28 protein-coding genes are annotated in these 24,985 nt (G+C 68.8%); 19 read left to right on the forward strand and 9 right to left on the reverse strand.

Translation table 11 applies throughout. The annotated features are described in order from the left end of the window. Positions 1-115 precede the first annotated feature (115 nt). Entirely contained in the window at positions 116-943 is an 828-nt protein-coding gene (locus ACFVVI_RS02800) for an SDR family NAD(P)-dependent oxidoreductase (protein ID WP_387442744.1), read from the reverse strand. Positions 944-1,050: 107 nt separating this feature from the next. Between ACFVVI_RS02800 and ACFVVI_RS02805 the strand changes: the two genes are divergently transcribed. Then, the gene (locus ACFVVI_RS02805; RefSeq protein WP_387442746.1) at positions 1,051-1,623 is read left to right on the forward strand and encodes a TetR family transcriptional regulator; all 573 of its coding nucleotides are present in this window, start codon (positions 1,051-1,053) and stop codon (positions 1,621-1,623) included. Between the two features lie 17 nt (positions 1,624-1,640). Here the strand turns inward: ACFVVI_RS02805 and ACFVVI_RS02810 are convergent, their stop codons facing one another. Together ACFVVI_RS02810 and ACFVVI_RS02815 are read right to left on the reverse strand one after the other, a co-directional pair. Further along, positions 1,641-2,291 (reverse strand): response regulator, encoded by a 651-nt coding sequence (locus tag ACFVVI_RS02810; RefSeq protein ID WP_379313418.1) that lies wholly within the window; start codon positions 2,289-2,291, stop codon positions 1,641-1,643. Then, entirely contained in the window at positions 2,288-3,451 is a 1,164-nt protein-coding gene (locus ACFVVI_RS02815) for a sensor histidine kinase (protein WP_387442749.1), read from the reverse strand. Before ACFVVI_RS02815 ends, ACFVVI_RS02810 begins: the two co-directional genes overlap by 4 nt. Positions 3,452-3,590: 139 nt before the next feature. Here ACFVVI_RS02815 and ACFVVI_RS02820 point away from each other — a divergent pair, with 139 nt between their 5' ends. Then, positions 3,591-4,208, forward strand: a complete 618-nt coding sequence (locus tag ACFVVI_RS02820; RefSeq protein ID WP_387442751.1) for a hypothetical protein — start codon at positions 3,591-3,593, stop codon at positions 4,206-4,208. A 19-nt stretch (positions 4,209-4,227) separates the two neighbouring features. Here ACFVVI_RS02820 and ACFVVI_RS02825 read toward each other — a convergent pair whose 3' ends face one another. After that, complete coding sequence (locus tag ACFVVI_RS02825) at positions 4,228-5,025, reverse strand: hypothetical protein (protein WP_379313414.1); 798 nt, start codon at positions 5,023-5,025, stop codon at positions 4,228-4,230. A gap of 126 nt (positions 5,026-5,151) precedes the next feature. Between ACFVVI_RS02825 and ACFVVI_RS02830 the strand changes: the two genes are divergently transcribed. The 3 genes from ACFVVI_RS02830 (at position 5,152) to ACFVVI_RS02840 (ending at position 7,450) form a co-directional block, all read left to right on the forward strand. Continuing rightward, positions 5,152-5,886, forward strand: a complete 735-nt coding sequence (locus tag ACFVVI_RS02830) for a sulfite exporter TauE/SafE family protein (protein ID WP_378988949.1) — start codon at positions 5,152-5,154, stop codon at positions 5,884-5,886. A gap of 101 nt (positions 5,887-5,987) precedes the next feature. Continuing rightward, a complete protein-coding gene (locus tag ACFVVI_RS02835; protein WP_387442753.1) occupies positions 5,988-6,776 on the forward strand; it encodes an inositol monophosphatase family protein in 789 nt (262 codons plus the stop codon). Positions 6,777-6,952: 176 nt separating this feature from the next. Further along, a complete protein-coding gene (locus ACFVVI_RS02840) occupies positions 6,953-7,450 on the forward strand; it encodes a hypothetical protein (protein WP_378988951.1) in 498 nt (165 codons plus the stop codon). Positions 7,451-7,524: 74 nt separating this feature from the next. Here the strand turns inward: ACFVVI_RS02840 and ACFVVI_RS02845 are convergent, their stop codons facing one another. After that, on the reverse strand, positions 7,525-8,133 hold the full coding sequence (locus tag ACFVVI_RS02845; RefSeq protein WP_387442755.1) for a hypothetical protein: 609 nt from the start codon (positions 8,131-8,133) through the stop codon (positions 7,525-7,527). Positions 8,134-8,212: 79 nt separating this feature from the next. Here ACFVVI_RS02845 and ACFVVI_RS02850 point away from each other — a divergent pair, with 79 nt between their 5' ends. The 3 genes from ACFVVI_RS02850 to ACFVVI_RS02860 all read left to right on the forward strand — a co-directional run bounded on the left by ACFVVI_RS02850 (position 8,213) and on the right by ACFVVI_RS02860 (position 10,547). Continuing rightward, positions 8,213-9,034: an acyl-CoA thioesterase gene (locus ACFVVI_RS02850; protein ID WP_378988953.1), complete on the forward strand. Its 822-nt coding sequence runs from the start codon at positions 8,213-8,215 to the stop codon at positions 9,032-9,034. A 44-nt stretch (positions 9,035-9,078) separates the two neighbouring features. After that, complete coding sequence (pdxT, locus tag ACFVVI_RS02855; RefSeq protein ID WP_387442758.1) at positions 9,079-9,699, forward strand: pyridoxal 5'-phosphate synthase glutaminase subunit PdxT; 621 nt, start codon at positions 9,079-9,081, stop codon at positions 9,697-9,699. A 92-nt stretch (positions 9,700-9,791) separates the two neighbouring features. Continuing rightward, positions 9,792-10,547, forward strand: a complete 756-nt coding sequence (locus ACFVVI_RS02860; protein ID WP_378988955.1) for a YebC/PmpR family DNA-binding transcriptional regulator — start codon at positions 9,792-9,794, stop codon at positions 10,545-10,547. Between the two features lie 59 nt (positions 10,548-10,606). On the opposite strand, the gene ACFVVI_RS02865 is transcribed toward ACFVVI_RS02860, so the two are convergent. Then, positions 10,607-11,107: an SRPBCC domain-containing protein gene (locus tag ACFVVI_RS02865; RefSeq protein ID WP_378988956.1), complete on the reverse strand. Its 501-nt coding sequence runs from the start codon at positions 11,105-11,107 to the stop codon at positions 10,607-10,609. 91 nt (positions 11,108-11,198) lie between these two features. Here ACFVVI_RS02865 and ACFVVI_RS02870 point away from each other — a divergent pair, with 91 nt between their 5' ends. Further along, the gene (locus ACFVVI_RS02870; protein WP_378988957.1) at positions 11,199-11,708 is read left to right on the forward strand and encodes an O-acetyl-ADP-ribose deacetylase; all 510 of its coding nucleotides are present in this window, start codon (positions 11,199-11,201) and stop codon (positions 11,706-11,708) included. Positions 11,709-11,751: 43 nt separating this feature from the next. On the opposite strand, the gene ACFVVI_RS02875 is transcribed toward ACFVVI_RS02870, so the two are convergent. After that, positions 11,752-12,444 (reverse strand): FadR/GntR family transcriptional regulator, encoded by a 693-nt coding sequence (locus ACFVVI_RS02875; RefSeq protein WP_387442760.1) that lies wholly within the window; start codon positions 12,442-12,444, stop codon positions 11,752-11,754. A gap of 199 nt (positions 12,445-12,643) precedes the next feature. Between ACFVVI_RS02875 and ACFVVI_RS02880 the strand changes: the two genes are divergently transcribed. From ACFVVI_RS02880 to ACFVVI_RS02900, 5 genes are read left to right on the forward strand one after another with little or no spacing between them, the layout of a single operon-like run. Further along, on the forward strand, positions 12,644-13,786 hold the full coding sequence (locus ACFVVI_RS02880; protein WP_378988959.1) for an acetamidase/formamidase family protein: 1,143 nt from the start codon (positions 12,644-12,646) through the stop codon (positions 13,784-13,786). Next, positions 13,783-15,015, forward strand: coding sequence for an amidase family protein (locus ACFVVI_RS02885; RefSeq protein ID WP_387442761.1), 1,233 nt, complete (start codon positions 13,783-13,785; stop codon positions 15,013-15,015). Before ACFVVI_RS02880 ends, ACFVVI_RS02885 begins: the two co-directional genes overlap by 4 nt. Positions 15,016-15,029: 14 nt before the next feature. Next, entirely contained in the window at positions 15,030-16,043 is a 1,014-nt protein-coding gene (locus ACFVVI_RS02890) for an ABC transporter substrate-binding protein (RefSeq protein ID WP_378988961.1), read from the forward strand. Continuing rightward, positions 16,040-16,909, forward strand: coding sequence for an ABC transporter permease (locus tag ACFVVI_RS02895; protein ID WP_387442763.1), 870 nt, complete (start codon positions 16,040-16,042; stop codon positions 16,907-16,909). The genes ACFVVI_RS02890 and ACFVVI_RS02895 overlap by 4 nt, the downstream gene beginning before the upstream one ends. 19 nt (positions 16,910-16,928) lie before the next feature. Then, positions 16,929-17,735 carry an ABC transporter ATP-binding protein gene (locus ACFVVI_RS02900; protein ID WP_378988963.1) on the forward strand — a complete coding sequence of 269 codons (807 nt, stop codon included), beginning with the start codon at positions 16,929-16,931 and terminating at the stop codon, positions 17,733-17,735. Positions 17,736-17,785: 50 nt separating this feature from the next. Here the strand turns inward: ACFVVI_RS02900 and ACFVVI_RS02905 are convergent, their stop codons facing one another. Further along, the gene (locus tag ACFVVI_RS02905; protein ID WP_387442765.1) at positions 17,786-19,051 is read right to left on the reverse strand and encodes an amidohydrolase family protein; all 1,266 of its coding nucleotides are present in this window, start codon (positions 19,049-19,051) and stop codon (positions 17,786-17,788) included. 109 nt (positions 19,052-19,160) lie between these two features. Next, positions 19,161-19,826: a GntR family transcriptional regulator gene (locus ACFVVI_RS02910; RefSeq protein ID WP_387442767.1), complete on the reverse strand. Its 666-nt coding sequence runs from the start codon at positions 19,824-19,826 to the stop codon at positions 19,161-19,163. 202 nt (positions 19,827-20,028) lie between these two features. On the opposite strand from ACFVVI_RS02910, the gene ACFVVI_RS02915 reads away from it, so the two are divergent. The 5 genes from ACFVVI_RS02915 (at position 20,029) to ACFVVI_RS02935 (ending at position 24,944) form a co-directional block, all read left to right on the forward strand. Continuing rightward, the gene (locus ACFVVI_RS02915; protein WP_378988966.1) at positions 20,029-20,775 is read left to right on the forward strand and encodes a sulfite exporter TauE/SafE family protein; all 747 of its coding nucleotides are present in this window, start codon (positions 20,029-20,031) and stop codon (positions 20,773-20,775) included. Positions 20,776-20,827: 52 nt separating this feature from the next. Then, on the forward strand, positions 20,828-22,027 hold the full coding sequence (locus ACFVVI_RS02920) for an amidohydrolase (RefSeq protein WP_378988967.1): 1,200 nt from the start codon (positions 20,828-20,830) through the stop codon (positions 22,025-22,027). Between the two features lie 68 nt (positions 22,028-22,095). Further along, the gene (locus tag ACFVVI_RS02925) at positions 22,096-22,908 is read left to right on the forward strand and encodes an ABC transporter ATP-binding protein (RefSeq protein ID WP_378988968.1); all 813 of its coding nucleotides are present in this window, start codon (positions 22,096-22,098) and stop codon (positions 22,906-22,908) included. Continuing rightward, positions 22,905-23,759: an ABC transporter permease gene (locus ACFVVI_RS02930; protein WP_387442769.1), complete on the forward strand. Its 855-nt coding sequence runs from the start codon at positions 22,905-22,907 to the stop codon at positions 23,757-23,759. The genes ACFVVI_RS02925 and ACFVVI_RS02930 overlap by 4 nt, the downstream gene beginning before the upstream one ends. A 51-nt stretch (positions 23,760-23,810) precedes the next feature. Next, positions 23,811-24,944, forward strand: coding sequence for an ABC transporter substrate-binding protein (locus ACFVVI_RS02935; RefSeq protein WP_387442770.1), 1,134 nt, complete (start codon positions 23,811-23,813; stop codon positions 24,942-24,944). Positions 24,945-24,985: the final 41 nt, after the last annotated feature.

Here is a 24,985-nt window from a genome sequence, read left to right on the forward strand (position 1 = left end):
CCGTCGGCGCGCGCGCGGCTGTTTATCTTGCTCCCTTTATGGACGTGCCCGTTAAACTTGCGCCCCGGCGGGCGTCGCCTCCGCCCCCCCCGCCGAGGTGTTCTCGTGCATCAACTCAGCGCTGGACGAGCTCGGTGGTCAGGGTGTCGAGGCGGATCGCGTTGTCCGGGTCGAAGTCCTTGCGTGTGAGGGGGAGCCGGGTCCGGCGCCGGAAGGCGGTCACCTGATCGGCGGGTGGCTCGTCGAGGAGCTGGGCGATCGGCGGGACCGCTTGATCGACCGATCGGCCGACAACGAATCCGGCGGCTTTGGCCAGTATCCGGTGGGGTGCGGGCAACGGATCGGCCATCGCGGTCCGCACCATCATCGGGTTGTAGAGCACGTAGCGGGTGCGGGTGTTCGGGTGGCGGTGCGGGAAGGCGACGCCGAGCAGGTCATTGGCGCGTGAGGCCTGCATGGCGGCGCGCATGCCGGTGTAGCCCTCGCCCAAGGTCAGGTCGTCCCAGTGGATGCGGCCGGGAAAGCCGCCGGGGCCACAGATGTTCATGATGACCGGGGTATCCGCGCGTTCCAGCGCATCGACGAGACCGTGTCCGAGAACGAATCGGCTCAGGTAGTGCAGCGAGAAGGTGAACTCGGTGCCGTCCTCGGTGACCTCGCGCCGTGGCCGGAAGCGCTGGGCGCCTAAGACGAGGCCGTCGACGGTGCCGGCCAGCGCGGTGACCCGGGCAAGGGTGTCCCGCATTCCCGTCAGGGTGCTCAGATCGGCTCGCAGGAACACCGCGCGCTCGCCCGCGCCGATCGCGGCGGCCGCCCGGCCGAACGCCTCGCCTTTCGTCGCGCCGCTGGCGATCGCGATCACCCGGTCGCCGCGTCGCAGAAAATGTAGGCCGAGCCCTTTGCCCATGCCGTCGGTGCCGCCGGTGATGACATATGTGCGCATCGAATCCCGTTCTCCTCGAATCACTCTGGACTGTGTCATCGGCCGATATGTCGAGGCTAGAAACGAACGCGCCACCAAGTCAACATCTGATGACTTACCATGACTTCATGGAACCGAAAGCCGAACCCCGTCGCCGCGACCGTGCGGCCACCCGCGCCGCGCTGCTCGACGCCGCACGAATCCGCTTCGCGGCGCAGGGTTTCGACGGCACCGGACTGCGCGAGATCGCCGCCGAGGTCGGGGTCGATCCCGCCTTGGTGTCGCGCTACTTCGGTTCCAAGAAGGCGCTCTACGCCGAGGCGATGCACCTGGAGATCCCCACCGGAGTGGCCGCCGATCCGCACCGCCCGGTCGTCAGCATCGCCGACGCCCTGCTCCACGATGTCGTGTACCAGGACTGGTCGCGCTACGGCGGCGAACACCCACTCCTGGCCATGCTCCGATCGGCCGGTCACGACGACGTGCGCGATCAATTGCGCGCCCAACTCTGCGACGGCTACCTGCGTGAATTCGCCGACCGGCTCGACGGACCCGACGCGGAACTACGCGCGGAGCTGATCGGCGCCCTGCTGATCGGCCTCGGCGCGCTGCGCTCGGTGATCGGCGCGCCCGCCGTGAGCGCGGCGCCGTTCGACCGAACCCGGGTGCTCGCCGCGCGCATGGTGAACGCCCTGACCTGAACCCGGGCGCGGGCGTTTCAGAGGAGGCCCTGCTCGTGTGCGTAGATGGCGGCCTGGGTGCGGTCACGCACGCCGAGACGGTTCAGGATGCTCGAGATGTGGTTCTTGACGGTGCCCTCGCTGAGGTAGAGGGACCGGGCGATCTCGCGGTTGGCGGCGCCGGTGGCGAGCAGACGCAGGACCTCGGTTTCGCGACCGGTGAGCTCGACGGTGGGGCGTGGTGTGCGGGATCGGACCATGGCGGCCAGGCGCGCCGTGACGGCGGCGGAGTACTGGTCGACGCCGGCGTGCGCGAGGCGGATCGCCTGGGCGAGTTCGGCGGCGGGGAGGTCTTTGAGCAGGTATCCGGAGGCGCCCGCGCGCAGGGCCGCGACGATGTAGCCGTCGTCGTCGAAGGTGGTGAGCATCAGCACCGTCGCCCGGCCGCGCACGAGAGCGGCTGCCTCGACGCCGTCCATTCCGGGCATCCGCACGTCCATCAGGACCACATCAGGTGTCAGCGCGCCAGTCGATTCGACTGCCTCGGCGCCACTTTCGGCCGTGCCGACTACGTCGATACCGGACTGCAACGCGAGCAGCGCGGCGATCCCTTCGCGGACGAGACGCTCATCGTCGGCGATCAGCACGCGGACCTTCGGCGCAGGAATACCGGCATCGTGTCCGATCATCGCGCCACCACCGGGATCCTGACGACCAGACGAGTTCCTGTGGTGCTGGAGGTGATTCGCACCTCGCCGTCGACCAGATCGAGCCGTTCACGCATTCCGGTGAGCCCCTGCCCCTCGACCGTGCCCGGCGCGAAACCTGTTCCGTTGTCGGCGATGTCGAGGACGCCGGTGGCCGGTGTCAGGTCGACCCGGACCGCCACCGCGGTGGCGCCGGAATGGCGGCGCGCGTTGGTGAGTGCTTCCTGCGCGGCGAGATACAGGGCGAGGCGGACAGGTTCGCCGACGGTGTCCTCGGTGCCGGTGAGGTCGAGGGACACGGCGAAGCCGGTGTCGTCGAGCCGGATCGCGAGCGCTCGCAACGCGGTGGCGAGGGTGAACTGTGTGTCGTCGGCGCGCAGGGTGCCGACCGCGCGCCGTACCTCGTCGAGCGCCAGGCGCGTGGAATGACGCCCCTCGGCGAGCGCCCGGTCGGCGATATCGGCGTCCAACGACCGGTAGGCGGCCGATTTCTCCAGCTGGATCGCGGTAACCACGAGATGGTGGCCGACGCTGTCATGGATATCGCGGGCCACCCGGGTTCGTTCGGCGACGGTGGCGAGGGAGACTGCCTGGTCGGCGTATTCCCGGAGCCGGGCGTGCGCGTCGGACAGTTCGGTGAGCAGTGTTTCCGCGCGCCGCCGCCCGGTTTCCTCGCGTTCGGCGATCACCGCGATCGCGAGGGCGAAAACGACGCCGATCGTGAACATCAGCAGATCCGAGAGCGCTTCGGGATTCGTTCGCAGCGCCGGTCGCCCGAGGACGATGATCCCGGCGAGGAGTAGACCGCCACCGGCGAGTGCGTAGGCGACACGGTGTCCGACGGTGAAATAGGCAGTGAGCGGCAGCAAGACGAACAGGACCTTCGCATTGCCGCTGCTGTCGAGCACGGTGATCACCGTGTACAGGACGGCACGGACGACCAGCCCGGCGATCGCGAGGGTCCTGGACCCAGTGAACCTCCCTGCGGCGATCTCGAGCCCTCCCGCGAGCAGGAGGGCCCCGGCGAACGCGCTGGACCGGGCAGGGTCGACAGGCCCGGTCGAGGCGACGGCGAGCCCGGCGACCAGCACGGAGACATAGAGGAAGCACGCCACCCAGGTCAGTGCGCGCGGTCGATGCATTCGCTGAGCGTATGGCCGGATTCGTCGCACGGCCACGGTCGAGGGGCAATTTTGGCCGAAGGTCATGGGTCGCCCGGCACTTACCGCCGTGACCACCGGATTCCTACCGTCGAACTCGACATCGAGAAGGGATTTCGACATGGACACACGAGCACTACTGCGACTGGGCGGCATCTCCGGCTTCGTCTGCGGCGGCGCGATCGCGGCGGCGGGCGCGATCGAACTGATCGCCGTGGGCAAGATACCGCTCACCCAGGTTCTCAACGGGGCGGCCGTCCCCTTCGGGATCGGACTGCTGGTGGCGTTGTACGCGCTGCTGCACCAGCGTCTCGGCCGCTTCGGCGCACTCGCCTTCGTCGTGCAATTCCTCGGCTTCGGCTATTTCGCGGGTATCGCCTTCGCCATGAACTTCGTGCTGGTGTATCTGGACAAGCCGGTGGTCGACGAATTGCTCACCAGCCCGGCCGAATTCGCTTTCCTCGCCACCGCGGTCCTCGCGCTGAGTGGAACGTTGCTGTTCGGCACAGCGCTGCTGCGTAGCGCGGCGGTCCCGCGCGGCGCGGCCATCCTCTACACCGCGGGCCTGTCCATGCTCTGCCTCACCTTCCTGCTCCCGGCGACGCTGGTGCGCGTCGGACACATCGCGGCCGGATTCGGCATGGTGTGGCTGGCCTGGGCGGTGTGGTCGAGCGTGACGGTCGCCCCGGCGGCTACCGCTCGCGCGTGGCAGCCGTCGACACCCGATCCGGCGCGATAGCGCTACCAGGGGCCGCGGCCTACGGTTGGCCCGCCGCGCCTTCGGTATCGGCGGTGAGGGCGTCGGCGAAGTTCTCGGCGTAGCCGAGGATGAGCTGGCGCTGGGTGGGCAGCAGAACGGCCAGCTCGTGCCAGGCGATGGCGGTGGGGGAGCCGTAGAGGTGGGTCAGGTCGGTGACCAGGGCAGCGGCTTGCTCGGGGGTGGGGGCGGTGGGGCGGGCGAAGGCGAGCAGGGAAGCGCCGATGGCGATGTGGCGGTAGCCGTGGGTGGCCATGCGGCGGATGACGGTGTGGTTGTCGTAGGTGCTCCAGTCGTCGGCGAAGTACCCGTTGGGGATACCGGCGATGGCGAGGTCGTCACGGTCCACCGGGACCCGCTGGATCAGCACGACGTCGTCGACCACACGGTCGGGGGAACGGTTGGCGGCGACGAGCGCGGCGAGTTCGTCCTCGGACGCGTTGCGGGTGTCGCGCAGCGCGTCCCACGGAACGCGGGCGGACGGGTTGTCCAGCAGCGCGGCGATGCGCGAGACCGTGGCGTTCTCGGCGTGGTGGGTGGCGGCGGGGTCGTCCGGGTCGTCGTGGACGACCCCGCCCTCGCCTTCGACGAGTCCGAGCGTGGCGTGCATGCTCGTGTAGGCGCACTGGCCGAGATCGTCGAGCGTGCAGAGGATCCTGGCATCGGGATGATCCATGCGGACCAGCTCTAACGCGTCGAGCAGCTGGGCGAAGGTGGTGACGTCGTCGAGGCGGGCAACGGTGTTGGAGTCCAGCCGGTTACGTCGAACGGGTGGTTCGCCCGGCTCGAAAGTCGTCATCTGCACTCCGACATCCTGGCACGGCCTTCGGCGCGTCGGAGTGATCCCGGCGCAGGTGGGCGATGTGGGCTCGGTATCGGTTGGCCCAGGAATTGCTGCCAACTGGGCATACCGTACAGTCGGTCCGTGACCGCGCTCGACTTCTCCTTGCTGGTCGTCGCGGGATTCTTCACCGGCTTGATCGGTTTCGTCACCGGGATGGCCTCGATCGTCTCCTATCCGGCGCTGCTGGCCGCCGGTCTGCCGCCCGTCGCGGCCAATGTCACCAACACGGTCGCCATGGTCGCCGTCGGTGTCGGGGCGACCGCGAATTCCGGGCGCGAACTCGTCGGCCGAGGGCCCACGCTGGTGCGCTGGGCAGTGCTGGCGGCCGTGGGCGGGCTGCTCGGCGCGCTCGCGCTGCTGGTCGCTCCGGACGGCGCGTTCGAGGTGGTCGTGCCGTTCCTGGTGGCGATGGCGTCGATCGCGCTGTTGGTGCAACCACTGGTGCGCCACCATATCGGCGAGCTCAGCGCGCCCTGGATCGTGCCGGTCGGCATCCTGCTCACCTCCGTGTACGGCGGGTACTTCGGCGCGGGCGCGGGCGTGATCTACCTGTCGATGATGATGCTGTGCACCGCCGAATCCATCTGGAGCGCGTCGATTCTCAAGAGCTTCCTGCTCGGCATCGCGAACCTCGTCGCCGCGGTCGGCTTCGCGGCCTTCGGACCGGTGCACTGGGGCGCGGCGCTGGCCCTCGGCGCGGGTGCGCTGGCAGGTGGCTGGTGTGGTCCGCCGGTGGTGAAAGTGATTCCGCCGAGTGTGTTGCGGGTGACCGTCGGTATCGGCGGACTCGGGCTCGCCGTGTACCTGGCCCGATAGGCGTACCTCCGCGTTGGCTCGGGCCGTGCGCGCTGCGTGTCCGGGCCGATCAGACCGCTGTTCGCCTGCCGGGCGGCGACACGGTCCGTAGCCTGGAGACGGTGCACCACTCAGATAGTGAAATCGCAATCCACGCAACAGAAGTCGCTTCGGCGGTGATCCGGTCGGCCTTCCACGGCCCGCTCACTCGCTACGCCAAACAGGGCGACGATTTCGCCACGCAGGCCGATATCGCGGCCGAGAAAGCCATCCTCGACGTCCTCGCGACCGAATGTCCGGGCGACCGGTTCGTCGCCGAGGAATCGGGCGTCACCGGCTCTGCCCGCAGCGATCGGACGTGGTTTGTCGATCCACTCTGTGGCACCAGGAATTTCGCCGTCGACACCGCGTTCGTGGCGGTCAACGTCGCGCTGCGCGACGGCGACGCCGTGACAGTGGCGGCGACCGCCGACCCGTTCGCCGACGAAGTGTTCTGGACGGCGGGGCAGGGCGCGTTCCTGCGCACCGAGGGCCGCGACGAGCCGTTGCGCCCGCACTCGGGAAGCCATCTCGTCGATGTCGACCTCGACCACCCGTTCCCCTGGTCGACCCCGGCGCGGCTCTTCGACGCCGAAGGCTTTGCGGGAGAGTTCCATCCGCGGGTCCTATCGACCTCGTTAGCCCTTGTCTGGGTGGCGGCCGGGCGTCGCGCCGCCTACATCACCGGCGGCGATCTCCGCGACAGCGTGCATTTCAGCAGCGCGATCGCGGTGTGTCAGGCGGCGGGCTGCGTGGTTACCGGTCTCGCCGGGCAACCGCTGCACACCGCGCCACACGGGCTCATCGCGGCAGCGGACGCGCCGACCCATTCGCGGCTGGTCGAGGCGGTGGTGGGTCTGCGCGCCGGGTGACGCTGGGGTGCATCACAATCGGGCGCAGCTCACAGCCCCCGGTTGTCTGTGTCTCAGAGTTTCCTCAACATCACTGGGTAGCGTCCTCGCCGTGGCATCGAGGCCTGCGCTGTGTGGCGCCGGTCCTCCGCCGTCGCCCAGAGGGCGAGATTCCGACCCGACGTAAGGACGAGTGGATGAAGTTTCGTAGGACCGGACGAGTCGCGATCGCAGGATTGGCTGTGGTCGCCGCGCTCGGCCTGAGTGCGTGCAGTGACGACAAGGGCGACAAGCCCGCGCCCAAGACCACCACCAGTGCCAAGGCTCAGGGTTCGGCAACCGCGGACCTGCCGGCGGTGCCGACGGTCGAACAGCTCAACGCGCAGCTCACCACCGCACTGGATCCGGCGGTCCCCAACGACCAGAAGCTGGACTTCGTGCAGGGCATCGAGGCCGACCCCGAGCTGCCGAACCGCCTGGCACAGGCCGTCCAGGACAACAACGTCCAGGTCCAGGTCACCGAGGTGACCTCCTTCGGTGACAGCGTCAACGCCAAGGCCAACTTCACCGTCAACGGCCAGACCAATGTCGTCGACGTGCCGTTCGTGGCCGAAGCGGGCAAGTGGAAGGTCCAGAAGTCGTGGGCCTGCGGCATGCTGACCAACCTGGGTCAGACCTCGGTCGCCTGCGCCTGATCGTCGTCGCTCGAGCCCCGTTCGTCTGTCGGACGGGGCTTTCGCGTATCCGGGCTGTTTCGGCTCCCGTGCTGTCAGCGGCGAAGTGCCGCCCGATCGGGGTGATCCCAGCGAACGGTCCAGGTCGCTTCCTCGGGATTGTCGGCAGTGTGATCGCGCACAGCGGGCAGCGTCCATCGCTGCTCGGCGGGGGTGCGCCGCAGCGCCGCCTGCTCACTCAGTTCCAGGCGGATCGCGAGATCGAAATCCAGACCGCGACCGAGCAGCATCGGCCCCGCGAGTACCAGCACCAGATCGGCCTGCGCGGGCCGAATCGCCGCCCGCGCAGACCTGTCCCGCTCCTCGTCCCACAGCGCGGGCAACCAGCGCCCTTCGGTGCGGAGCACGTCGAGGATCTCGCGGCGCATGGCCTCGTAGTCGAACCATGCTGTGCGATAAGACCATTCGTCATCGCGCCCGTATTCCATGCGGAGCGACGCGGGTCGCACGAAGTCGTGCACCGACACCACCGCCGCCGATCGCCCCCGGTCGGTGAGCGTGTCCACGATCCGGCGGCCCAGTTCCACCGGGGCGGCCGCGTCGGCGCCGTCGACCGCGAGCACCCGTCGCCCCGGCAGCTCGACGAGCCGGTCGGCGACGAGCCGGGCGAGGGCGGCGGGAGAGGTGGGAGTGAACGTCGGCACCGGACCATCTCAGCAAATTCCGGGCCGCTGTGCAGAGCCGGACATACCGCCCGGTCGGCAAGGCGATAATCTCGAGCGCATGGCGACAATCGAAGAGGCGCTCGCGATCGAGCGACTGGAGCGCGACATCTTCCGCGGTGCTTCCACGGAGTCTCAGCTACCGCGCACCTTCGGCGGTCAGGTGGCCGGGCAGGCGCTGGTCTCGGCGGTCCGCACCGTCGATCGCAGCTTCCAGGTGCATTCCCTGCACGGCTACTTCCTGCGACCGGGCAATCCGGAGGAACCCACCGTCTACCTGGTGGAACGCATCCGCGACGGCCGGTCGTTCTGCACGCGGCGGGTCACCGGCGTGCAGGACGGACAGGCGATATTCACGATGTCGGCCTCGTTCCATCACGGTGACGAAGGGCCCGAACACCAGGACGTGATGCCCTCGGTCGACGGTCCCGACGACCTGCCCGATGCCAGCGTGACGATGACCCCCGAGCGGCTGTGGGCCATGCGTGAATGGGAGCACTGGGACATCCGCACGGTCCCACAGGATCAGGTCGTCGCGCGAGACGGCGCCGTCTCCCCCCAGCAGGTGTGGTTCCGGTACCGGCACCCGCTGCCCGACGACCCGATGTTCCACGTCTGCACGCTGGCCTACATGAGCGATATGACGCTGCTCGGCTCGTCGAAGGTGATCCACCCCGACGAACCGACCCAGAACGCGTCACTCGACCACGCCATGTGGTTCCTGCGCCCGTTCCGTGCCGACGAATGGCTGCTCTACGACCAGTCCTCACCCTCGGCCGGTTTCGGTCGTGCGTTGACCGGCGGCAAGATCTGGGACCGCGAGGGCAACCTGGTCGCCGCTGTCGTCCAGGAAGGTCTGATCCGCACGCCGCGCCAGAAGTGAGCGTGAGCGGGCCCACATCGGGTGCGCTCGTAAGCTCAACGGCTGTGAACGCAACCTCGACCCCCACCCGGCCGACCATCGGTGTCCTCGCGCTCCAGGGTGACGTGCGTGAACACGTTGCCGCGCTGGAGCACTGCGGGGCCGATCCGGTGCTGGTGCGGCGCGAGTCGGAGCTGGCCGCGGTCGACGGGCTCGTGCTGCCCGGCGGCGAGTCGACCGCGATCTCCAAGCTGTTGCAGGCGTTCGACCTGCTGGAACCGTTGCGGGCGCGGCTGCGCGACGGGCTGCCCGCGTTCGGGTCGTGCGCGGGCATGATCCTGCTCGCCTCGGAGGTCCTCGACACCAGGGCCGACGCCCAGCACCTGTCCGGCATCGATATGACGGTGCGGCGCAACGCGTTCGGCCGGCAGGTCGATTCCTTCGAGACCGACCTGGACTTCACCGGCCTCGACACGCCCGTGCGCGCGGTGTTCATTCGCGCGCCGTGGGTGGAGCGAGTGGGCGACGGCGTCGAGGTGCTGGCGCGGGTGCCGCACGGCCCCGCCGAGGGCCGCATCGTCGCTGCCAGGCAGGGCAACGTGGTGGCGACCTCCTTCCATCCCGAGGTGACCGGCGATCTGCGGGTGCACGAACTGTTCGTCGACCTGGTTCGGGCTGCGCGATAAAGCCCGCGTCGGCGGGCGTGGTGGACGGTGAGTAGGCTGGATCGAGCTTGTCCGCCCGGGCAGACGCGCAACCGACTTGAAGGAAGTAGGGCATGAGCGGCCACTCCAAATGGGCCACCACCAAGCACAAGAAGGCGGGAATCGACGCCAAGCGCGGCAAACTCTTCGCCAAGCTGATCAAGAACATCGAGGTGGCGGCCCGCACTGGTGGTAGTGACCCTGCGGGCAATCCGACGCTGTTCGACGCCATCCAGAAGGCGAAGAAGACATCGGTCCCCAACGACAACATCGAGCGCGCCCGCAAGCGCGGTGGTGGTGAAGAGGCCGGCGGCGCCGACTGGCAGACGATCATGTACGAGGGCTACGGGCCCAACGGTGTGGCCGTGCTGATCGAGTGCCTCACCGACAACCGCAACCGCGCCGCGGGCGAGGTCCGGCTGGCGATGACCCGCAACGGCGGCAACATGGCCGACCCGGGTTCGGTGTCGTACCTGTTCGCCCGCAAGGGCGTGGTGACGCTCGAGAAGAACGGCCTGTCCGAGGACGACGTCCTCGAGACGGTGCTCGACGCGGGCGCCGAAGACGTCAACGACCACGGCGACGTCTTCGAGATCATCTCCGAGCCCGGCGATCTGATCGCGGTGCGCTCGGCCCTGCAGGCCGCGAACATCGACTACGACTCCGCCGAGTCCGGTTTCCAGGCGTCGGTGTCGGTCGCGGTCGACGCCGACGGTGCACGCAAGGTGTTCAAGCTGGTCGACGCGCTCGAAGACAGCGACGATGTGCAGAACGTGTACACCAACGTCGACATCTCCGACGAGGTCGCCGCGGAACTCGACGACGAGTAGATCGTTTTCCGTCGAACCCGCCCCGGCCGTGAATTCGGCCGGGGCGGTTCACGTTTCGGCTAGGACGCCCGCTGCTGGTAGTAGCCCGACATCGACGGGTAGTAGTCGGCGAAATCCGGTCGTTCGGTGTGCGTGCAGGCCGCGACGAACATGTCCGCGTAGTACTCCCACCCCGGACCGATCTGCGGGATCTCCGCCAGCTGATATTCCGACGTCAGATGGTGGACCAGGCGCAGTTCGGTGGCCGCGCCGGTGTCGAGCAACGTCACCTCGAGCCGCCACAGGCCGATCTGGTCGGTCGAGGAGACGCCGAGGTGGATCGGTGGGGTGCAGTCGTCGATGCGCATCGCCGACCACGGTTCACCCTCCTCGAAGCGCATCTGCACCCGGATGGTGTTGCCGGTCCCCGACTCGCCCTCCCAGGTGCCGTACCACCCCGAGGTCAGATGCGGATCGGTCAACCGTGCCCACACCTCCTCGATCGGCAACCCCAGCGACCTGGTGATCACCAGGTCCCGCCCGTCGGGCGTCGCGACGATGTCACCGGTGGGTATGGCCATGCGTGGTTCTCCTCGCCTCGGACGGACCGACCATGCCTGCTCACTCGACCGTACCCGTGGACGAGGTCGACGCCCCGGCAGAATGAGGATCATGACGCGAATCGAGACGGTCCGGGGCGATATCACCGAGCAGCAGGTGGACGCGGTGGTCAACGCCGCGAATTCCTCGCTGCTCGGCGGCGGTGGCGTCGACGGGGCGATCCACCGCAAGGGCGGTCCGCAGATCCTGTCGGAATGTCGCGACCTGCGCGCCTCGCACTACGGCAAAGGCCTGCGTACCGGCCAGGCGGTGGCGACCACCGCGGGCCTGCTCCCCGCCCGCTGGGTGATCCACACGGTCGGCCCCGTGTGGTCGGCCACCGAGGACCGCTCCGAGCTGCTCGCCTCCTGCTATCGCGAATCCCTGCGCGTGGCAGACGAACTGGGAGCGGCAACCGTCGCGTTCCCGGCGATCTCCACCGGTATCTTCGGCTGGCCGATGGATGACGGCGCGCGGATCGCGGTCGAGACAGTACGCGCGGCCGAGACGCACGTGACGCAGGTGCGGTTCGTGCTGTTCGACGATCGTGCCCTGGAGGTCTTCACCACCGCTGTGGGGTAGGCGACGGCGTGGGAAGGTTCTGCTCCCCGGATCGTGTGGGTCGCTAGCGGGTGCTGATCTCGCGGACCTCGCGCAGGTGTTGTTCCATGGCGGCAGCGGCGGCGGGGCCGTCTCGGTGGTCCACGGCGCGCAGGATCTGGGTGTGACCGTGGACGGAGACGCGGCGGCCGAGCGGAGTGCGGTGGGAGAGGACTCGGGTGTGGCGGGTCCATTCCGTGGTCATCGTGCAGAGGGTGACCAGGAGCGGGTTCTGGGCCGAATGTGCCAGGAGCGTGTGGAATTCGATGTCGAGGGCCATCGATTCCGCCGGGCCGAGGGCTTCGTCGGAGCGGTCGATGATCTCGTGCAGCGACAGCAGATTCGATTCGACGGCGCGCAGGGCGGCGAGCTGGGCGATGCGGGGTTCGACCAGGTCGCGCAGTTCGGTCGCGTAGGCGAGTTCGGTGTCGAGGTCGGCGAGGCTGCCGTGCAGTTCGGCGGCGCCGCGGGGCAGATCGGTGACGGTGCTGCCACGGCCCTGCCTGCGGTCGACCAGCTTCTTGGATTCCAGCTCGAACATGGCTTCGCGAAGCGAGGACCGCGACACGTTCAGCTGCGCCGCGAGCTCGCGTTCGGGCGGCAGGCGATCGCCCGCGCGCAGCGCGCCGTCGATGATCAGCCGCTCCAGGTGAGCGGCGACTTCGGCGCTGACGCTGCCGGTGCGGCGGCGCAGCGGGGGGATCGGCGGGACGGCCATCGAACTCCTCTCGACACCTACTGATTGGTCCGGCCAATCATATAAGAATGGTGCCACATGGCCCGATATTGCCGGGGTGTAAAGCCTCGGTTACGCACGTTTCTCCCGGTAGCAGGGCTGTTGATAGTGGAATACCGTTATCGCATCAGATGGTCGGACCAATGTTCGACCGAGTGTCGCGGAGACCGGAGGACCCACTGTGACGTCGTTGGCCGGGGACCAGATCGCCGCCGCTTTTCCGGTGCTGCAGCAGGGCAGCGGCATCACACCGGAGACCACCTATATCCCCGCCGATCCGGATCGGGTGCTGTGGGGCAGGCTGCCGCGACGCGGCGATACGCCGGTCACCACCGTCGCGCCGGGGACGCGGGTGGTCATCGACACCATCAGTCATGAGGGCATCCTCGACGATCAGGGCTCGGACCCGGTCGCCTACTTCCGCGGGCACGGCGTGGCCCGCGATCAGATACTCGACGACACCGTCGAGGTGGTCTCCCGGCGCGTCCGCGAGGACGGAGCAGGCCCACATATCGTGACCGGTCCGATCGCCGTCGACGGCGCCGAGCCCGGCGATCTCCTCGCCGTGCGGATCGAGCACCTCGCCATGCGCGCGCCCTACGGCGTCATCTCGACCCGGCACGGCCGCGGCATGCTGGCCGGGACACCACACGACGGTTCGTACGGTCAGTTCTGTACGGTGACCGGGCGCGACGACGAGTGGTTCGGCACCATGCCGATCCGGCCGGGCAGCCCGCACCGGGCGCGCTTCCCGCTCGCCCCGTTCCTCGGCATCATGGGCGTGGCCACCGACACCGAGGACCGGGCGCACTCCGTGCCACCGGGCGCGCACGGCGGCAATATCGACGTCACACTGCTCACTCCGGGCGCTACCTTGTTCCTGCCGGTGCAGGTGCCCGACGCGCTGTTCTATGTCGGCGATCCGCATTTCGCGCAGGGCGACGGAGAGGTGGCGCTCACCGCCCTGGAGGCGCCGCTGCGGGCGACCGTGACCCTCGACGTCGTTGCGGCCGAACAGGTCACCGACATCGGGTCGGGTACAGGGCCGTTCGCCGCAGGCCACGGACTCGTCATCCCGACCGGGCTCGATCCCGATCTGGACACCGCGCTGTCGCTGTGTGTGGGCAACGCCGTCGACCTGCTCGGCGCGCTGTTCGACACCGATCCGCGCAGCGCCTACCTCTACCTCAGTGCCGCAGCCGACTTCACCATCTCGCAAGCCGTCGATCTGACCCGCGGGGTACACGGCAAGATCCGTGTCGCCGACTTCGCGCATACCACCGGTACCGATCTGGCCCGCTTCATCCTGGAGCGGGCGCGGTGACCGCGACGGCGTGGGGAACGGCGACTCGGTTCGGCGCGGGAGCGCGCTGCGGCGTGGACACCACGGTGTGGCGCGAGCTCGGTTCGCCCTTGGTGGTGGCGACCTCGACCGGCCCGCTCACCGGGCACACGGTGGCCGTGAAAGACCTGTTCGCTGTCGCCGGCCACCCGCTCGGCGCAGGTGTGGAGGACTTTCTCGCCGAGCGCACTCCCGAGTCCCGCCACGCCGCGGTCGTCGCCGACCTGCTCGCGGCGGGCGCCACCGTCACCGGCATCGCCAGGACCGACGAGTTCGCCTATAGCATCACCGGCGCCAACGGGCGCACCGGCATGCCGGTCAATCCGGTTGCACCACAGCGAGTTCCGGGTGGTTCATCGAGCGGACCCGCCGTCGCGGTCGCCCGCGGCGAGGTATCGATCGGCCTCGGCACCGACACCGCGGGCTCGATCCGGGTTCCCGGCTCGTACCAAGGACTCTGGGGCATCAGGACTACGCACGCCGGTCTCGACACCACCGGCCTCCTCCCGCTGGCCCCGTCGTTCGACACCATCGGATGGCTCACCCGCGACGCCGCGACCCTGCTCGCGGTGGCCGACAGCGTGTTCGCCCATCCTGCTGTACCCCGGCCATACGGGTCCGGGTTCTCGAACACGGACCTGGTCGTCGATCCCACGTTGTGTGCGGCGGCGGAGCCCGAGATCGCCGAGCAGTGTGCGCGGGCCTCCGAAGAACTCGGCGCTCGACGGATCACCCTGCGGGCCGACCTCGATCGCTGGTTCTCCGCGTTTCGCGCGGTGCAGGCGTTCGAAGCATGGGCAGGGCACGGCGACTGGCTGACCGCGCATCCCGACGCGCTCGAACCCGACGTGCGCGAGCGATTCGCCTGGGCCGCAACGGTGACCGCCGAGGAGGCCGCGGCCGCGCGGACAGTCGTCGCCGAGGCCGCTGCGCGGATCCGCGACATCCTCGGCGACCGGGCGCTGGTGCTGCCGACCACGGCGGGACCGCCGCCGCCGCGAGCGGCTGACCGGCGTACGCGCGACGCCGTCCGCCACGCGACTCTGCGGCTGACCTGCCTGGCGTCGATCGCCGGCCTGCCCGCCGTCACGCTGCCGCTGCCGAATCGCCGCAGCCTGCCCGCCGGGCTGTGCCTGATCGGCGCCGCGAACTCCGACCGCGCCCTCATCGTCCTCGCTGCCCAGTGCGCCGCCCGACTGGCGAACCTATGAGAAATGGACCCGCAATGCCTGCCTCCGACATGCCGTGGACCGCCACCGCTGCACCGATGAATCGCCCACTGCGCCGGGTTCTCTCGGCCGTGATCGCGGCCTTGCTCATCGTCACGGGCCTGACCGCCTGCGTATCGACACCGGGCGGCGGCAGCGACCCGGCATCGGTGCGAATCGGCACCCTGCGGGGGCAGCCGCATCTCTACGCGCCCTACTTCATGCAGCGTTTCGCCCCCGCGGGCACGACCTACGAGATCGTGCTGTTCGAGAATTCACCCGATATCAAGAACGCGATCGCCTCGGGTGCCATCGATTTCGGAGTGCTCGGCGCGCCGTCGATCCTGGCGGGCAGTGCCGCGGGTCAGGATGTGAAGATCGTCGCCTCGGCCGCTGACGGCGGGTCGGCGTTCGTCGGCAAGCCGGAGATCACCACGGTGAACGGGCTGCGCGGCAAGAAGATCGGATTCCCGCAGGGCTCGTCGCAGGAGATCCTGCTGCGGCTCACCTTGACCGCGCACGGCCTCGACCCGGCCACCGACGTGCAGTTGGTCAACCTTTCCTACTCGGACATGGCCAACGCCTACAAGTCCGGCCAGATCGACGCGTTCCTGAGCGCCGAGACCGCACCGTCGATCGTCATGGGGGTCGGCGCGCATCCGATCGTCTCGCCGTACGACACCGCGATCGGCGCGGTGAACATCGTCTTCGGTACCAGGGGCGCGCTGATCGACCAGGATCGCGACCGGGTGCAGCAGACCGTGCGCAGCTTCGTCCAGGCGATCGAGTACATGAAGGGCGATCACACCGCCTGGGTCGACGGGCTCGTCGACACCTTCGGCCTCGACCGCACCATCGTCGACACCGCGACGAAGAACGTCTGGTTGCGGTGGGAACTCGATGACGAGTATCGCGGCCGGGTGGTCGCCCTCGCCGAGCAGATGCGGGCCTTCGACCAGCTGTCCAAGGCACCCGATATGGCGAAGGTGTTCGACACCGGGTTCCTGACCCCCGCGGGTATCGGGCGATGACAGCGCTGGACGCACCACCGGTCGTCCGCACCACCGAGGCGCCGCCCGCGCGTCGACGGCGACTTCCCGACCGGGTGCTGACAGTGCTGTGGGCCCTGCCGGTCCCGCTGCTGCTCGGGCTGCTGTGGGATCGTGGTGTCGACGGCGCGTGGACGCTGCCGTTCGGTATCCAGATGCAATTCCTGCCGAAACCGTACGAGGTGGCGCGGCGCCTGGCCGACCTCGCGTTCGGCGGCGTCATCGGCGACACCTACAGCGGCACCCTGTGGTTGCACCTGTACGCGAGCACGCTGCGGGTGGTGCAGGGGTTCTTGTTCGCGGCCGCCGTCGCGATCCCGCTCGGCATCGTGATGGGTCGCTCCCGGCTGGTCTACCGGATGCTCGAACCGACCGTCAACCTGGTCCGCCCGATCCCGGTGACCGCGTGGGCGCCGCTGTCACTGCTGATCATCGGCTTCGGTGACCGCTCCACGATCTTCCTGGTGTTCCTCGCCGCGGTGTTCTCGATCCTGCTGAACACGATCGCCGGGGTGCGGGCGGTACCGGACCGGCTGCTCGAGGCCGCCGCGATGCTGGGCACCCGACCCGCGCACACGCTGTACAAGGTGGTGCTGCCCGCCGCCGTGCCGAGCATCGTCTCCGGTCTGCGGATCGCGCTCGGCCTGTCGTGGGTGATCCTCGTCGTCGGCGAGACGGTCGGTATCCGAATCGGCTTGGGGGCGTTGATCACCCAGGCCAGAGAACAGTCACGCACCGACCTGATCATCGCGGTGATGATCGTGATCGGATTGGCCGGATTCGTCGCCGACCGGTTGCTGATGCTGCTGGTGAGGCTGTTGGCGGGCCGTAGGCCGCTCCTACCGTGATCGAGCAGACAGGACCCTCATGAAGATCTACTCCACCCGCCGCCGCCCGCAGCGCCCCGCGCGCATCGTCGTCGACGGGCTCGGTAAGCGATATGCCGGTGCAGCCGGATTCGCCGTCGACGGCGTCGAACTCGACATCGCGGCAGGTGAATTCGTCTGCGTGGTCGGCGCCAGCGGCTGCGGAAAGTCCACGCTGCTGCGGATTCTCGCCGGTTTGGAGGCAGGCTCCAAGGGAACGGTCACCGTCGCCGACGAACCGGTGAGCGGGGCGGGTCCCGAGCGCGGTGTGGTGTTCCAGGACTACGGGCTGTTCCCCTGGCTCACGGTCGCCGAGAACATCGCCTACGGACCGAAACAGGCCAGAATGACCCGGCCCGACATCCGTGAGATCACCGACCGATGGCTCGATACCGTCGGCCTGTCCCGGGTGCGCGAGTCGTTCCCGCACCAGCTCTCCGGTGGCATGCAGCAGCGCGTGGCGATCGCCAGAGTGCTGGCGAACAGTCCCGCGGTGCTGCTGATGGACGAGCCGTTCGGCGCACTCGACGCCCTCACCCGCACGGACATGCAGGCCGAGCTGAAACGCATCCACCACGAGACCGCGGTGACCGTCGTGTTCGTCACCCACAGCATCGACGAGGCGGTCTACCTGGCCGACCGTGTCGTGGTGATGGCCGGTGGTGCGGCCCACGGCAACGCGGGCCATGTGCGCGAGATCGTCGAGATCGACCTGCCCGGCGAACGCGACTCCACCACACCGGAATTCAATGCCTTCAAACGGCGCATCGACGCCCTCGTCCACCGCGGCAACCACAGCGCGGCCTGAGCCGACGCAGCGGATGCCCCACGGGCGAAGTCGGTCCGTCGAGCGCCGGATCAGCGTGCGTGGACAGCGGGGGCGAGGATTTCGGTGACGCGTGTGGTGCGGGCGATGATTCGGCCTGCCTTGATGACGTAGCAGCGGTCGGGGCGATCGAGCAGGGCGTCGGCGAGGCGATGTGTGCCGAGGACGACCAGATCGGCTCGGGCGCCGACGCGCAGACCGTGGTGCTCGGCGATGCCGAGCACCCTGGCCGCGTCGGTGGTGGCCATGTCGAGGACGCGGCGCAGGTCGGTGTCGCCGGACAGATGCCCGGTCTGGGCGAGGAACAGGCCGATGTCGAGGAGATCGGCGTTGCCGTAGGGGGTGAACGCATTGCGAATGTTGTTGGAGGAGTATGCGGTTGTCACACCGGCGGCCCACAGTTCACGGACCGGTGCGACGCCACGGCGCACCGCGGCCTGATCGCCTCGCCCGCCGAGGTGCATGTCGGTGGCGGGCAGCGCAACCACGGCGACGCCTGCCTGGGCGAGGTGGGCCATGGTCGCCTGTCGTTCGCGCGGGGGACGGGCAGCCAAGGAGGTGACGTGGCCGAGGGCGACCCGGCCGCGCAGACCGGAGCGCTGGGTGGCCTCGGCGATGTAGTCGGCCATCGCGAAGCGGGGGTCGGTGGCGTCGTCGGCGAAGTCGGCGTGGATGTCGACGGAGACGCCGAATTCGGCGGCCAGTTCGAAGACCAGGTCCACGTGGCGGCGGCAGTCGGCGACGTCGGCTTCGTTGTAGGAGCATCCGCCGATGACATCGGCGCCCAGACGCAGCGCTGCGCGGAGCAGTTCCAGCGTGCCGGGTGCGCGCAGGATTCCCTCCTGTGGAAAGGCGACGATCTGGAGGTCGATCAGGTCGCGATACTCCTCGCGCAGCTCCAACAGCACCTCGACGCCGAGTAGCCCGACGATCGGATCGACATCCGGGTGTGCGCGAAGTGCGGTGGTGCCGTGGGTGATCGCCTGATCGAGAATCCGGCGCGCGCGGTCGCGAACCCCGTCGGCGGTGAACCCCCGTTTGAGTTCGCCGGTCACCTCGATCGCGCTCGCGAGGGTGCCGTCGGGCGCGCTGCGCCGGCGATCGAGCAGAGCCTTGTCCAGGTGCACATGGGATTCGACGAGCCCGGGAATGACGACCCTTGTCGCGCAATCGATCTCGGTCGCCGCGCTACCGGGCAAGGCGGGTCCGATCGCGGTGATCAAGCCTTCGGTGACGGCGATATCGACCGGGTCGGCGTCATCGGCGATACACGCGCGACGCAGCAGCAGATCGACCATGAAACCTCCAGTCGCAGAACGGGACAACGTTTGTATACGACGCTGAGGTTTCGGGTGGTGGCGGCGATTGCTGCGCCTGTGTTACGCCATCGGCGCGCAGGCGCGGTACTCAGGGCGTAGGTACCGGCGGCGGAACGGGCGCGGTCTCGGCGCCGGCACGTGGTCGCAGGCGATAAGCCGAGGTGGCGTGGGCAATGTGCTCGGCGACCACCGCGCTCGCCCGGTCGGGATCCTGTGCCTCCAGCGCCGCGCAGATCTCCTCGTGCTCGCGCCAGGAATCCTCGGCGCGCCGCGGGAGTTCGACCGCGTACACCCAGGCGATCTTCCAGCTCAGCTGGGTGATGAGCTGGCTGAGTAGCGCGCTGCCCGACGCCTCGGCGAGCACCTCGTGGAAGCGGCTGTTGAGCCGGGCGAGTTCGCCGAGTCTGCCGTCGCGCACCGCTTCCTGGCCGAGCGAGGTGAGTTCCTTGAGTCGTCCCAGCTGTTCGGGCGAACGGCGCACGGCGGCCCTACCGGCGCACATCGGTTCCAGCAGTGCCCTGATCTCGAGCAGATCGGCCGCCTCGGCCTCGGTGAGCTCGGCGACGAAGGTCCCCGCGTAGGGGCGCGACCAGGCGAATCCCTCGGCCTCGAGCGTCCGCAATGCTTCCCGGACCGGCACGCGGGAGACACCGTATCGCTCGGCCAGAGTGTCCTCGGTGAGGCGCTGCCCGGGGCGGAAATCGCCACGGATGATGTCGTCGCGGATCGCGCGGCACACCTGCTGCGGTGTCATGCGTCGGACGGTGCTGCTCACGTCGCCCCCAACGGTCGAATGGCGGAGCCGCGCGCCGGTCGGCTACGAACCGGCGCCCGGTCTTCGAAGGATTGCTCCGAATCTACGGCATTCGGGCGGGTGTTCTGCCGGTGACATCGCTCGGCGCGACCCCTCGTCCGCTGTCGTATACGATCGCACGACGCTCTGTCGGAAGGATTTCATGGACCCCGTGCATCTAGCGCTGCTGCTGGCCGCAGGACTCGGCGCAGGCTTCTGCAACGCCATCGCGGGCGGCGGCAGCCTGCTGTCGTTCCCCGCGCTACTCGCACTCGGCCTGCCCCCGGTGACCGCCACGGTCACCAACTCGGTCGCGGTCTGGCCGGGCTACCTGGGCGGCGCGGCGGCCCTGCGCAAGCGTGCCGAGGACTACCGCGCACTGCTGCCGCGGCTCGTCGTGATCAGCGTCGCCGGTGCCGGTCTCGGTGTGCTCGCACTGCTCGCCGCACCCCCCGAGGTGTTCGCCGCGCTGGTGCCGTTCCTGGTCCTCGGGGCGACCGCGGTGTTCGCCGCGCAACCCTGGCTCTCGCGCACTCTCGGTGCCCGCCGGCCCGATTCGCGCATCACCCTCTATCTCGGGGTCTTCGTCGGCAGCGTCTACGGCGCCTACTTCAACGGCGGCATGGGCATCGTGCTGCTGACCGCTCTCGCGCTCGGCCTCGATGCCTCCGCGCAACTGCTCAACGGCCTGAAAAGCGTCCTCACGCTGAGTGTTTCGACCACCGCGATGGTGGCGGTGGCGCTGTTCGGGCCGGTGGACTGGCTCGTCGTCGCGATCCTCGCGCCTGCCTGTCTGTTCGGCGGTGTCCTCGGCGCGAAGTTCGCCGATCGTCTGCGCCCGGCCGTGTTCCGGACCGTGGTGATCGTCTTCGGGGTCGGCGCCGGGTCCGCCATGTTGGTCACCGGCTGACAGTGCGCCGGGGCATACGCACGACTCCTACCCGCGACCGAAAGGACTTCTGATGACCGACCTGCTCCTGCGCGGTGGCCGACCGTGGACACCCGGTACCACACCGGAACTCGCTGACCTCCACCTCGCCGACGGCCGGATCGCCGCGATCGGCACCGGCCTCACCGCTCCCGGCGCCGAGATCATCGAGCTGAACGGCGCGCTGGTACTGCCCGGCCTCGTGGACACCCACTGTCATCTGGACAAAACCCTGTACAGCGCGCCATGGGTGGCCAACTCGGGAGGTCGGACGCTGGCCGGGCGCATCGCCAACGGGGAACGCCGCCGCGCCGAACTCGGCATTCCGAATGCCGAATACGCCGCGAATCTGTTGGGTGCCATGGTCGGATACGGCACCTCCTTCGTGCGCAGCCACGTCGACATCGATCCCGGCATCGGGTTGCGGGGCGTCGAGCAGGTGCGGGCCGCCGCCGAACGGCACGCGGGGCGGGTCGAGGTGGAACTGGTCGCCTTCCCGCAGGGCGGGCTGATCACCCGTCCCGGCACCGCCGCGTTGATGGCCGCGGCGCTGGCCGATGGTGTCGAAGTCGTCGGCGGCCTCGATCCGGCGGGCTACGACAACGACCCGGTCGGGCAACTCGATGTGATCTTCGATCTCGCCGACAAATTCGGCGCCAAGGTCGATATCCACCTGCACGACGGCGGTGCCATGGGTGTGTGGGAGTTCGACCTGATCATCGAACGCACCAGGGCGACCGGCCTTTCCGGCCGGGTCACCATCAGCCACGCCTACGCGATGGGCGGGCGATCCGACGACGAACAGCGCCGCATCGCCGACGCGCTCGCCGAGGCGGGTGTCGCCATGGTGACCTGCGCGGTCGGTGAGGCGGCGGTCGTTCCCGTCCGCGTGATGCACGAGGCGGGAGCCACTTTGGCTCTGGGCAACGACGGCATTCGCGACCTGTGGACGCCGTACGGCGACGGCGACATGCTGCGCCGCGTGAACACCGTCGCCTACCGTGACCGCCTTGTCGCCGATGCCGAGATCGAACTCGCGCTGGCCGCGGGAACCTATGGCGGCGCGAGGGTTCTCGGCCTCGACGACTACGGGCTCGCGGTCGGCGCACCCGCCGATCTGTTCGTGGTGGAGGCCGAAACGCCCGCCGCCGCGGTGGTCCAGCTGCCAACCCGGCAGCTGGTGGTGAAGCGCGGCCAGATCGTGTCCCGGGCGGATACCCGCACTGCGAATTGATCGTATACGAAACAGGGACGTAATCGCGCTGACCGCTGGTGGCAATGGTATGCCACTAGAAATAGTGCATGAGCGCCACGGTTTCCACCGCCCCCGCAGTATCGGGCCGGGACTCGTATACGACTGCTGAACGCGACGAGCCCGCCCCCGCCCTGTCCTTCGACAATGTGACGTTGACCTTCGACAACGGCACCACCGCCGTCGCCGACATCGACATCGCTGTTCGCAGTGGCGAATTCGTCTCGCTGGTCGGGCCCTCCGGCTGCGGCAAATCGACCCTGCTCCGCCTGGCCGCCGGATTCGAGAAGCCCACCACGGGCACGGTCGGTGTCGGCACCCGCCGCCTCGGCTACGTCTTCCAGGAATCCACCCTGCTGCCATGGCGATCGGTGCGGCAGAACGTGGAACTGCCCGGCGAGCTGGAAGGCGTCGACAAGACCACCCGCCGGGCCGCCGCCGCGGACGCCATCGAACGCGTCGGACTGGCCGGGTTCGAGAAGCACAAACCCGCCCAGCTGTCCGGCGGCATGCGGATGCGCGCCTCCATCGCGCGCGCCCTCACGTCGCAGCCGGAGCTGTTCCTGTTCGACGAGCCGTTCGGCGCGCTGGACGAGATCACCCGGCAGCGCCTGAACGAGGAAGTCGGCACCCTGTTCCGCCGCGACGGTTTCGCGGGAGTGTTCGTCACCCACTCGGTGGGAGAGGCGGTGTTCCTGTCCACTCGGGTCGTCGTGCTCACGGGCCGGCCGGGCCGGGTGACTGCCGACATCCCGGTCCCGTTCGACTTCCCGCGCACCCCGGAGCTGCGCTACACCCCCGAATTCGCCCACCTGTGCGCCGAGGTATCGGCCGCGCTGCGTGGACAGGAGGCCGCCGCATGACCACCGTCGCCCTCCCCGGGGGAGCCGTCGCGGAATCGGCGGCGAAACCGAAGTACCGCTGGCCTTTCCGGGTCGCCCCGGTGCGTGTCGTCGCGCCGATCCTGGTGTTCGTCGCAGTCCTCGGGCTCTGGTCGCTGGTCAGCCACCAACTGCTGGCCGAGGAGTCGCGGTTTCTGCTGCCCGCGCCGGAACAGGTGATCGGCAAGGGGCTCCTCGATCCGCTGGCGCGATCGACGATCCTGAGCGCGCTGTGGTCGACGGTGCAGGTCGCGCTCGTGGGACTGGTGATCGCGATCGCGCTCGGCGTCGGCTTCGCGGTGGTCATGAGCCAGGCGCGCTGGGCCGAATACTCGCTGTATCCGTACGCGGTGGTGCTGCAGACGATCCCGATCCTCGCGGTGGTGCCGCTGTTCGGGTTCTGGTTCGGCTACGAGTTCTCCAGCCGGGTGATCGTGTGCGTGATGGTGGCGCTGTTCCCGGTGATCACCAATACGCTGTTCGGGCTCAAATCGGTGGCTCCCGCCGAGCACGACCTGTTCACCCTGCACGGCGCCTCGCGGTGGCAGCGGTTGCTGAAACTACAACTGCCCACAGCGCTTCCGGCGATGATCTCCGGGTTCAAGATCTCCGGCGGCATGGCCATCATCGGCTCCATCGTGGCCGACTTCTTCTTCCGTCAGGGCGAGCCCGGCATCGGCCGGATGATCGATGTCTACCGTCAGCAACTCGCCACCGAGGAACTGCTCACCGCGCTGCTGATGTCCTCGCTGGTCGGCCTGATCCTGTTCTGGTTCTTCGACTTCCTGGCCGGGCGCGTCGACCGGGCGCACGGACTGCGTCGCGGCAAGTAGCCCACTTCTCCTGTCCCACCCTCACATTCGCTCGACCCCGAAGGATTCCCGGTGCGCAAACCTCTCCTCGCCACGGCCGTGCTGGCCGGCGCCACAGTGCTGACCGCCTGCAACAGTGCGACCTCGGTGCCCGGCCCCACCGGGCAGGGTGTCCTCGCCGGTGTCTGCCCGTCGACCGTGGTCGTTCAGACGGACTGGTTCGCCACGCCGGAGCGGGCGGCGGCGTATCAGCTGGTCGGGCCGAACGGCACGGTCGATGTGAAGAAGGGCGCGTACTCCGGTCCGCTCGGTGACACCGGGGTGAATGTCGAAGTGCGCCTCGGTGGTCCGTTCCTCGGTGGTCAGCCGGTGCCCGCGCAGATGTATCAGGACCAGAGCATCACCCTCGGTTTCGTCCCGACCGACGACGCGGTGCGGGCGCAGGCGAAATTCCCGGTGACCGGGGTGTTCGCCTCACTCGACGTCAATCCGCAGATCGTCCTGTTCGATCCGGCGACCTACCCGCAGATCACGTCGTGGAAGGACGTTCCCGCGTCAGGCGCACCCGTCGTCTACAGCGAGGGCAAGCTGTTCATGGACTACCTGATCGCCCACGGCGACGTGAAACCCGACCAGGCCGACGCCTCCTTCGACGGCACCCCGAGCCGCTTCGTCGCCGAACACGGCCGAGTGATGCAGCAGGGCTACGTCTCCAACGAGCCCTACCGCTGGGAACACGACGTGAAGGGGTGGCTCAAGCCGGTGAAGTCGTTGCTGGTCCACGAGTCCGGCTATGAGATCTATCCGCACGCCTGGTCGGTACGCGCCGGTGACAGGGAAAAACTCGGCCCCTGCCTGAGCAAGCTGGTGCCGATGCTGCAGCAGGCCCAGATCGACTACATCAGCGATTCGGAACCGGTCAACGCGGCGCTGCTGCGCATTGCCCAGACGATTCCCGACGGTCCGCCGATGACCGCGGGCGGTAACACCGACTCGGTGAAAGTCCAGCTCGCCCAGAAGATCGTCGGCAACGGCCCCGACGGCAGTCTCGGTGATTTCGACACCGCCCGCGTCGACCGGGTGATCAGCGCCGTCACCCCGATCCTGCGCAAGCGCGGAGTCGAGGTTCCCGACGGCCTCGCCGCCGACGCGATCGTCACCAACGAGTTCATCGACCCGTCGATCGGGCTGAAGAGCACGCCGTAGTCGCCGGTCCCTCGGCGACGGCCCGCGAAGGTGTCGGACCC

The organism is Nocardia sp. NPDC058114, from assembly GCF_042884695.1.
Taxonomy (GTDB): Bacteria; Actinomycetota; Actinomycetes; order Mycobacteriales; family Mycobacteriaceae; genus Nocardia.

Coding starts and splice junctions, on each gene's coding strand:
- ACFVVI_RS02800 (WP_387442744.1), bottom strand. CDS start 943: ATGCGCACATATGTCATCACCGGCGGCACCGACGGCATGGGCAAAGGG.
- ACFVVI_RS02805 (WP_387442746.1), top strand. CDS start 1,051: ATGGAACCGAAAGCCGAACCCCGTCGCCGCGACCGTGCGGCCACCCGC.
- ACFVVI_RS02810 (WP_379313418.1), bottom strand. CDS start 2,291: ATGATCGGACACGATGCCGGTATTCCTGCGCCGAAGGTCCGCGTGCTG.
- ACFVVI_RS02815 (WP_387442749.1), bottom strand. CDS start 3,451: ATGCATCGACCGCGCGCACTGACCTGGGTGGCGTGCTTCCTCTATGTC.
- ACFVVI_RS02820 (WP_387442751.1), top strand. CDS start 3,591: ATGGACACACGAGCACTACTGCGACTGGGCGGCATCTCCGGCTTCGTC.
- ACFVVI_RS02825 (WP_379313414.1), bottom strand. CDS start 5,025: ATGACGACTTTCGAGCCGGGCGAACCACCCGTTCGACGTAACCGGCTG.
- ACFVVI_RS02840 (WP_378988951.1), top strand. CDS start 6,953: ATGAAGTTTCGTAGGACCGGACGAGTCGCGATCGCAGGATTGGCTGTG.
- ACFVVI_RS02850 (WP_378988953.1), top strand. CDS start 8,213: ATGGCGACAATCGAAGAGGCGCTCGCGATCGAGCGACTGGAGCGCGAC.
- ACFVVI_RS02860 (WP_378988955.1), top strand. CDS start 9,792: ATGAGCGGCCACTCCAAATGGGCCACCACCAAGCACAAGAAGGCGGGA.
- ACFVVI_RS02865 (WP_378988956.1), bottom strand. CDS start 11,107: ATGGCCATACCCACCGGTGACATCGTCGCGACGCCCGACGGGCGGGAC.
- ACFVVI_RS02870 (WP_378988957.1), top strand. CDS start 11,199: ATGACGCGAATCGAGACGGTCCGGGGCGATATCACCGAGCAGCAGGTG.
- ACFVVI_RS02875 (WP_387442760.1), bottom strand. CDS start 12,444: ATGGCCGTCCCGCCGATCCCCCCGCTGCGCCGCCGCACCGGCAGCGTC.
- ACFVVI_RS02890 (WP_378988961.1), top strand. CDS start 15,030: ATGCCTGCCTCCGACATGCCGTGGACCGCCACCGCTGCACCGATGAAT.
- ACFVVI_RS02895 (WP_387442763.1), top strand. CDS start 16,040: ATGACAGCGCTGGACGCACCACCGGTCGTCCGCACCACCGAGGCGCCG.
- ACFVVI_RS02900 (WP_378988963.1), top strand. CDS start 16,929: ATGAAGATCTACTCCACCCGCCGCCGCCCGCAGCGCCCCGCGCGCATC.
- ACFVVI_RS02905 (WP_387442765.1), bottom strand. CDS start 19,051: ATGGTCGATCTGCTGCTGCGTCGCGCGTGTATCGCCGATGACGCCGAC.
- ACFVVI_RS02910 (WP_387442767.1), bottom strand. CDS start 19,826: ATGACACCGCAGCAGGTGTGCCGCGCGATCCGCGACGACATCATCCGT.
- ACFVVI_RS02915 (WP_378988966.1), top strand. CDS start 20,029: ATGGACCCCGTGCATCTAGCGCTGCTGCTGGCCGCAGGACTCGGCGCA.
- ACFVVI_RS02920 (WP_378988967.1), top strand. CDS start 20,828: ATGACCGACCTGCTCCTGCGCGGTGGCCGACCGTGGACACCCGGTACC.
- ACFVVI_RS02925 (WP_378988968.1), top strand. CDS start 22,096: ATGAGCGCCACGGTTTCCACCGCCCCCGCAGTATCGGGCCGGGACTCG.
- ACFVVI_RS02930 (WP_387442769.1), top strand. CDS start 22,905: ATGACCACCGTCGCCCTCCCCGGGGGAGCCGTCGCGGAATCGGCGGCG.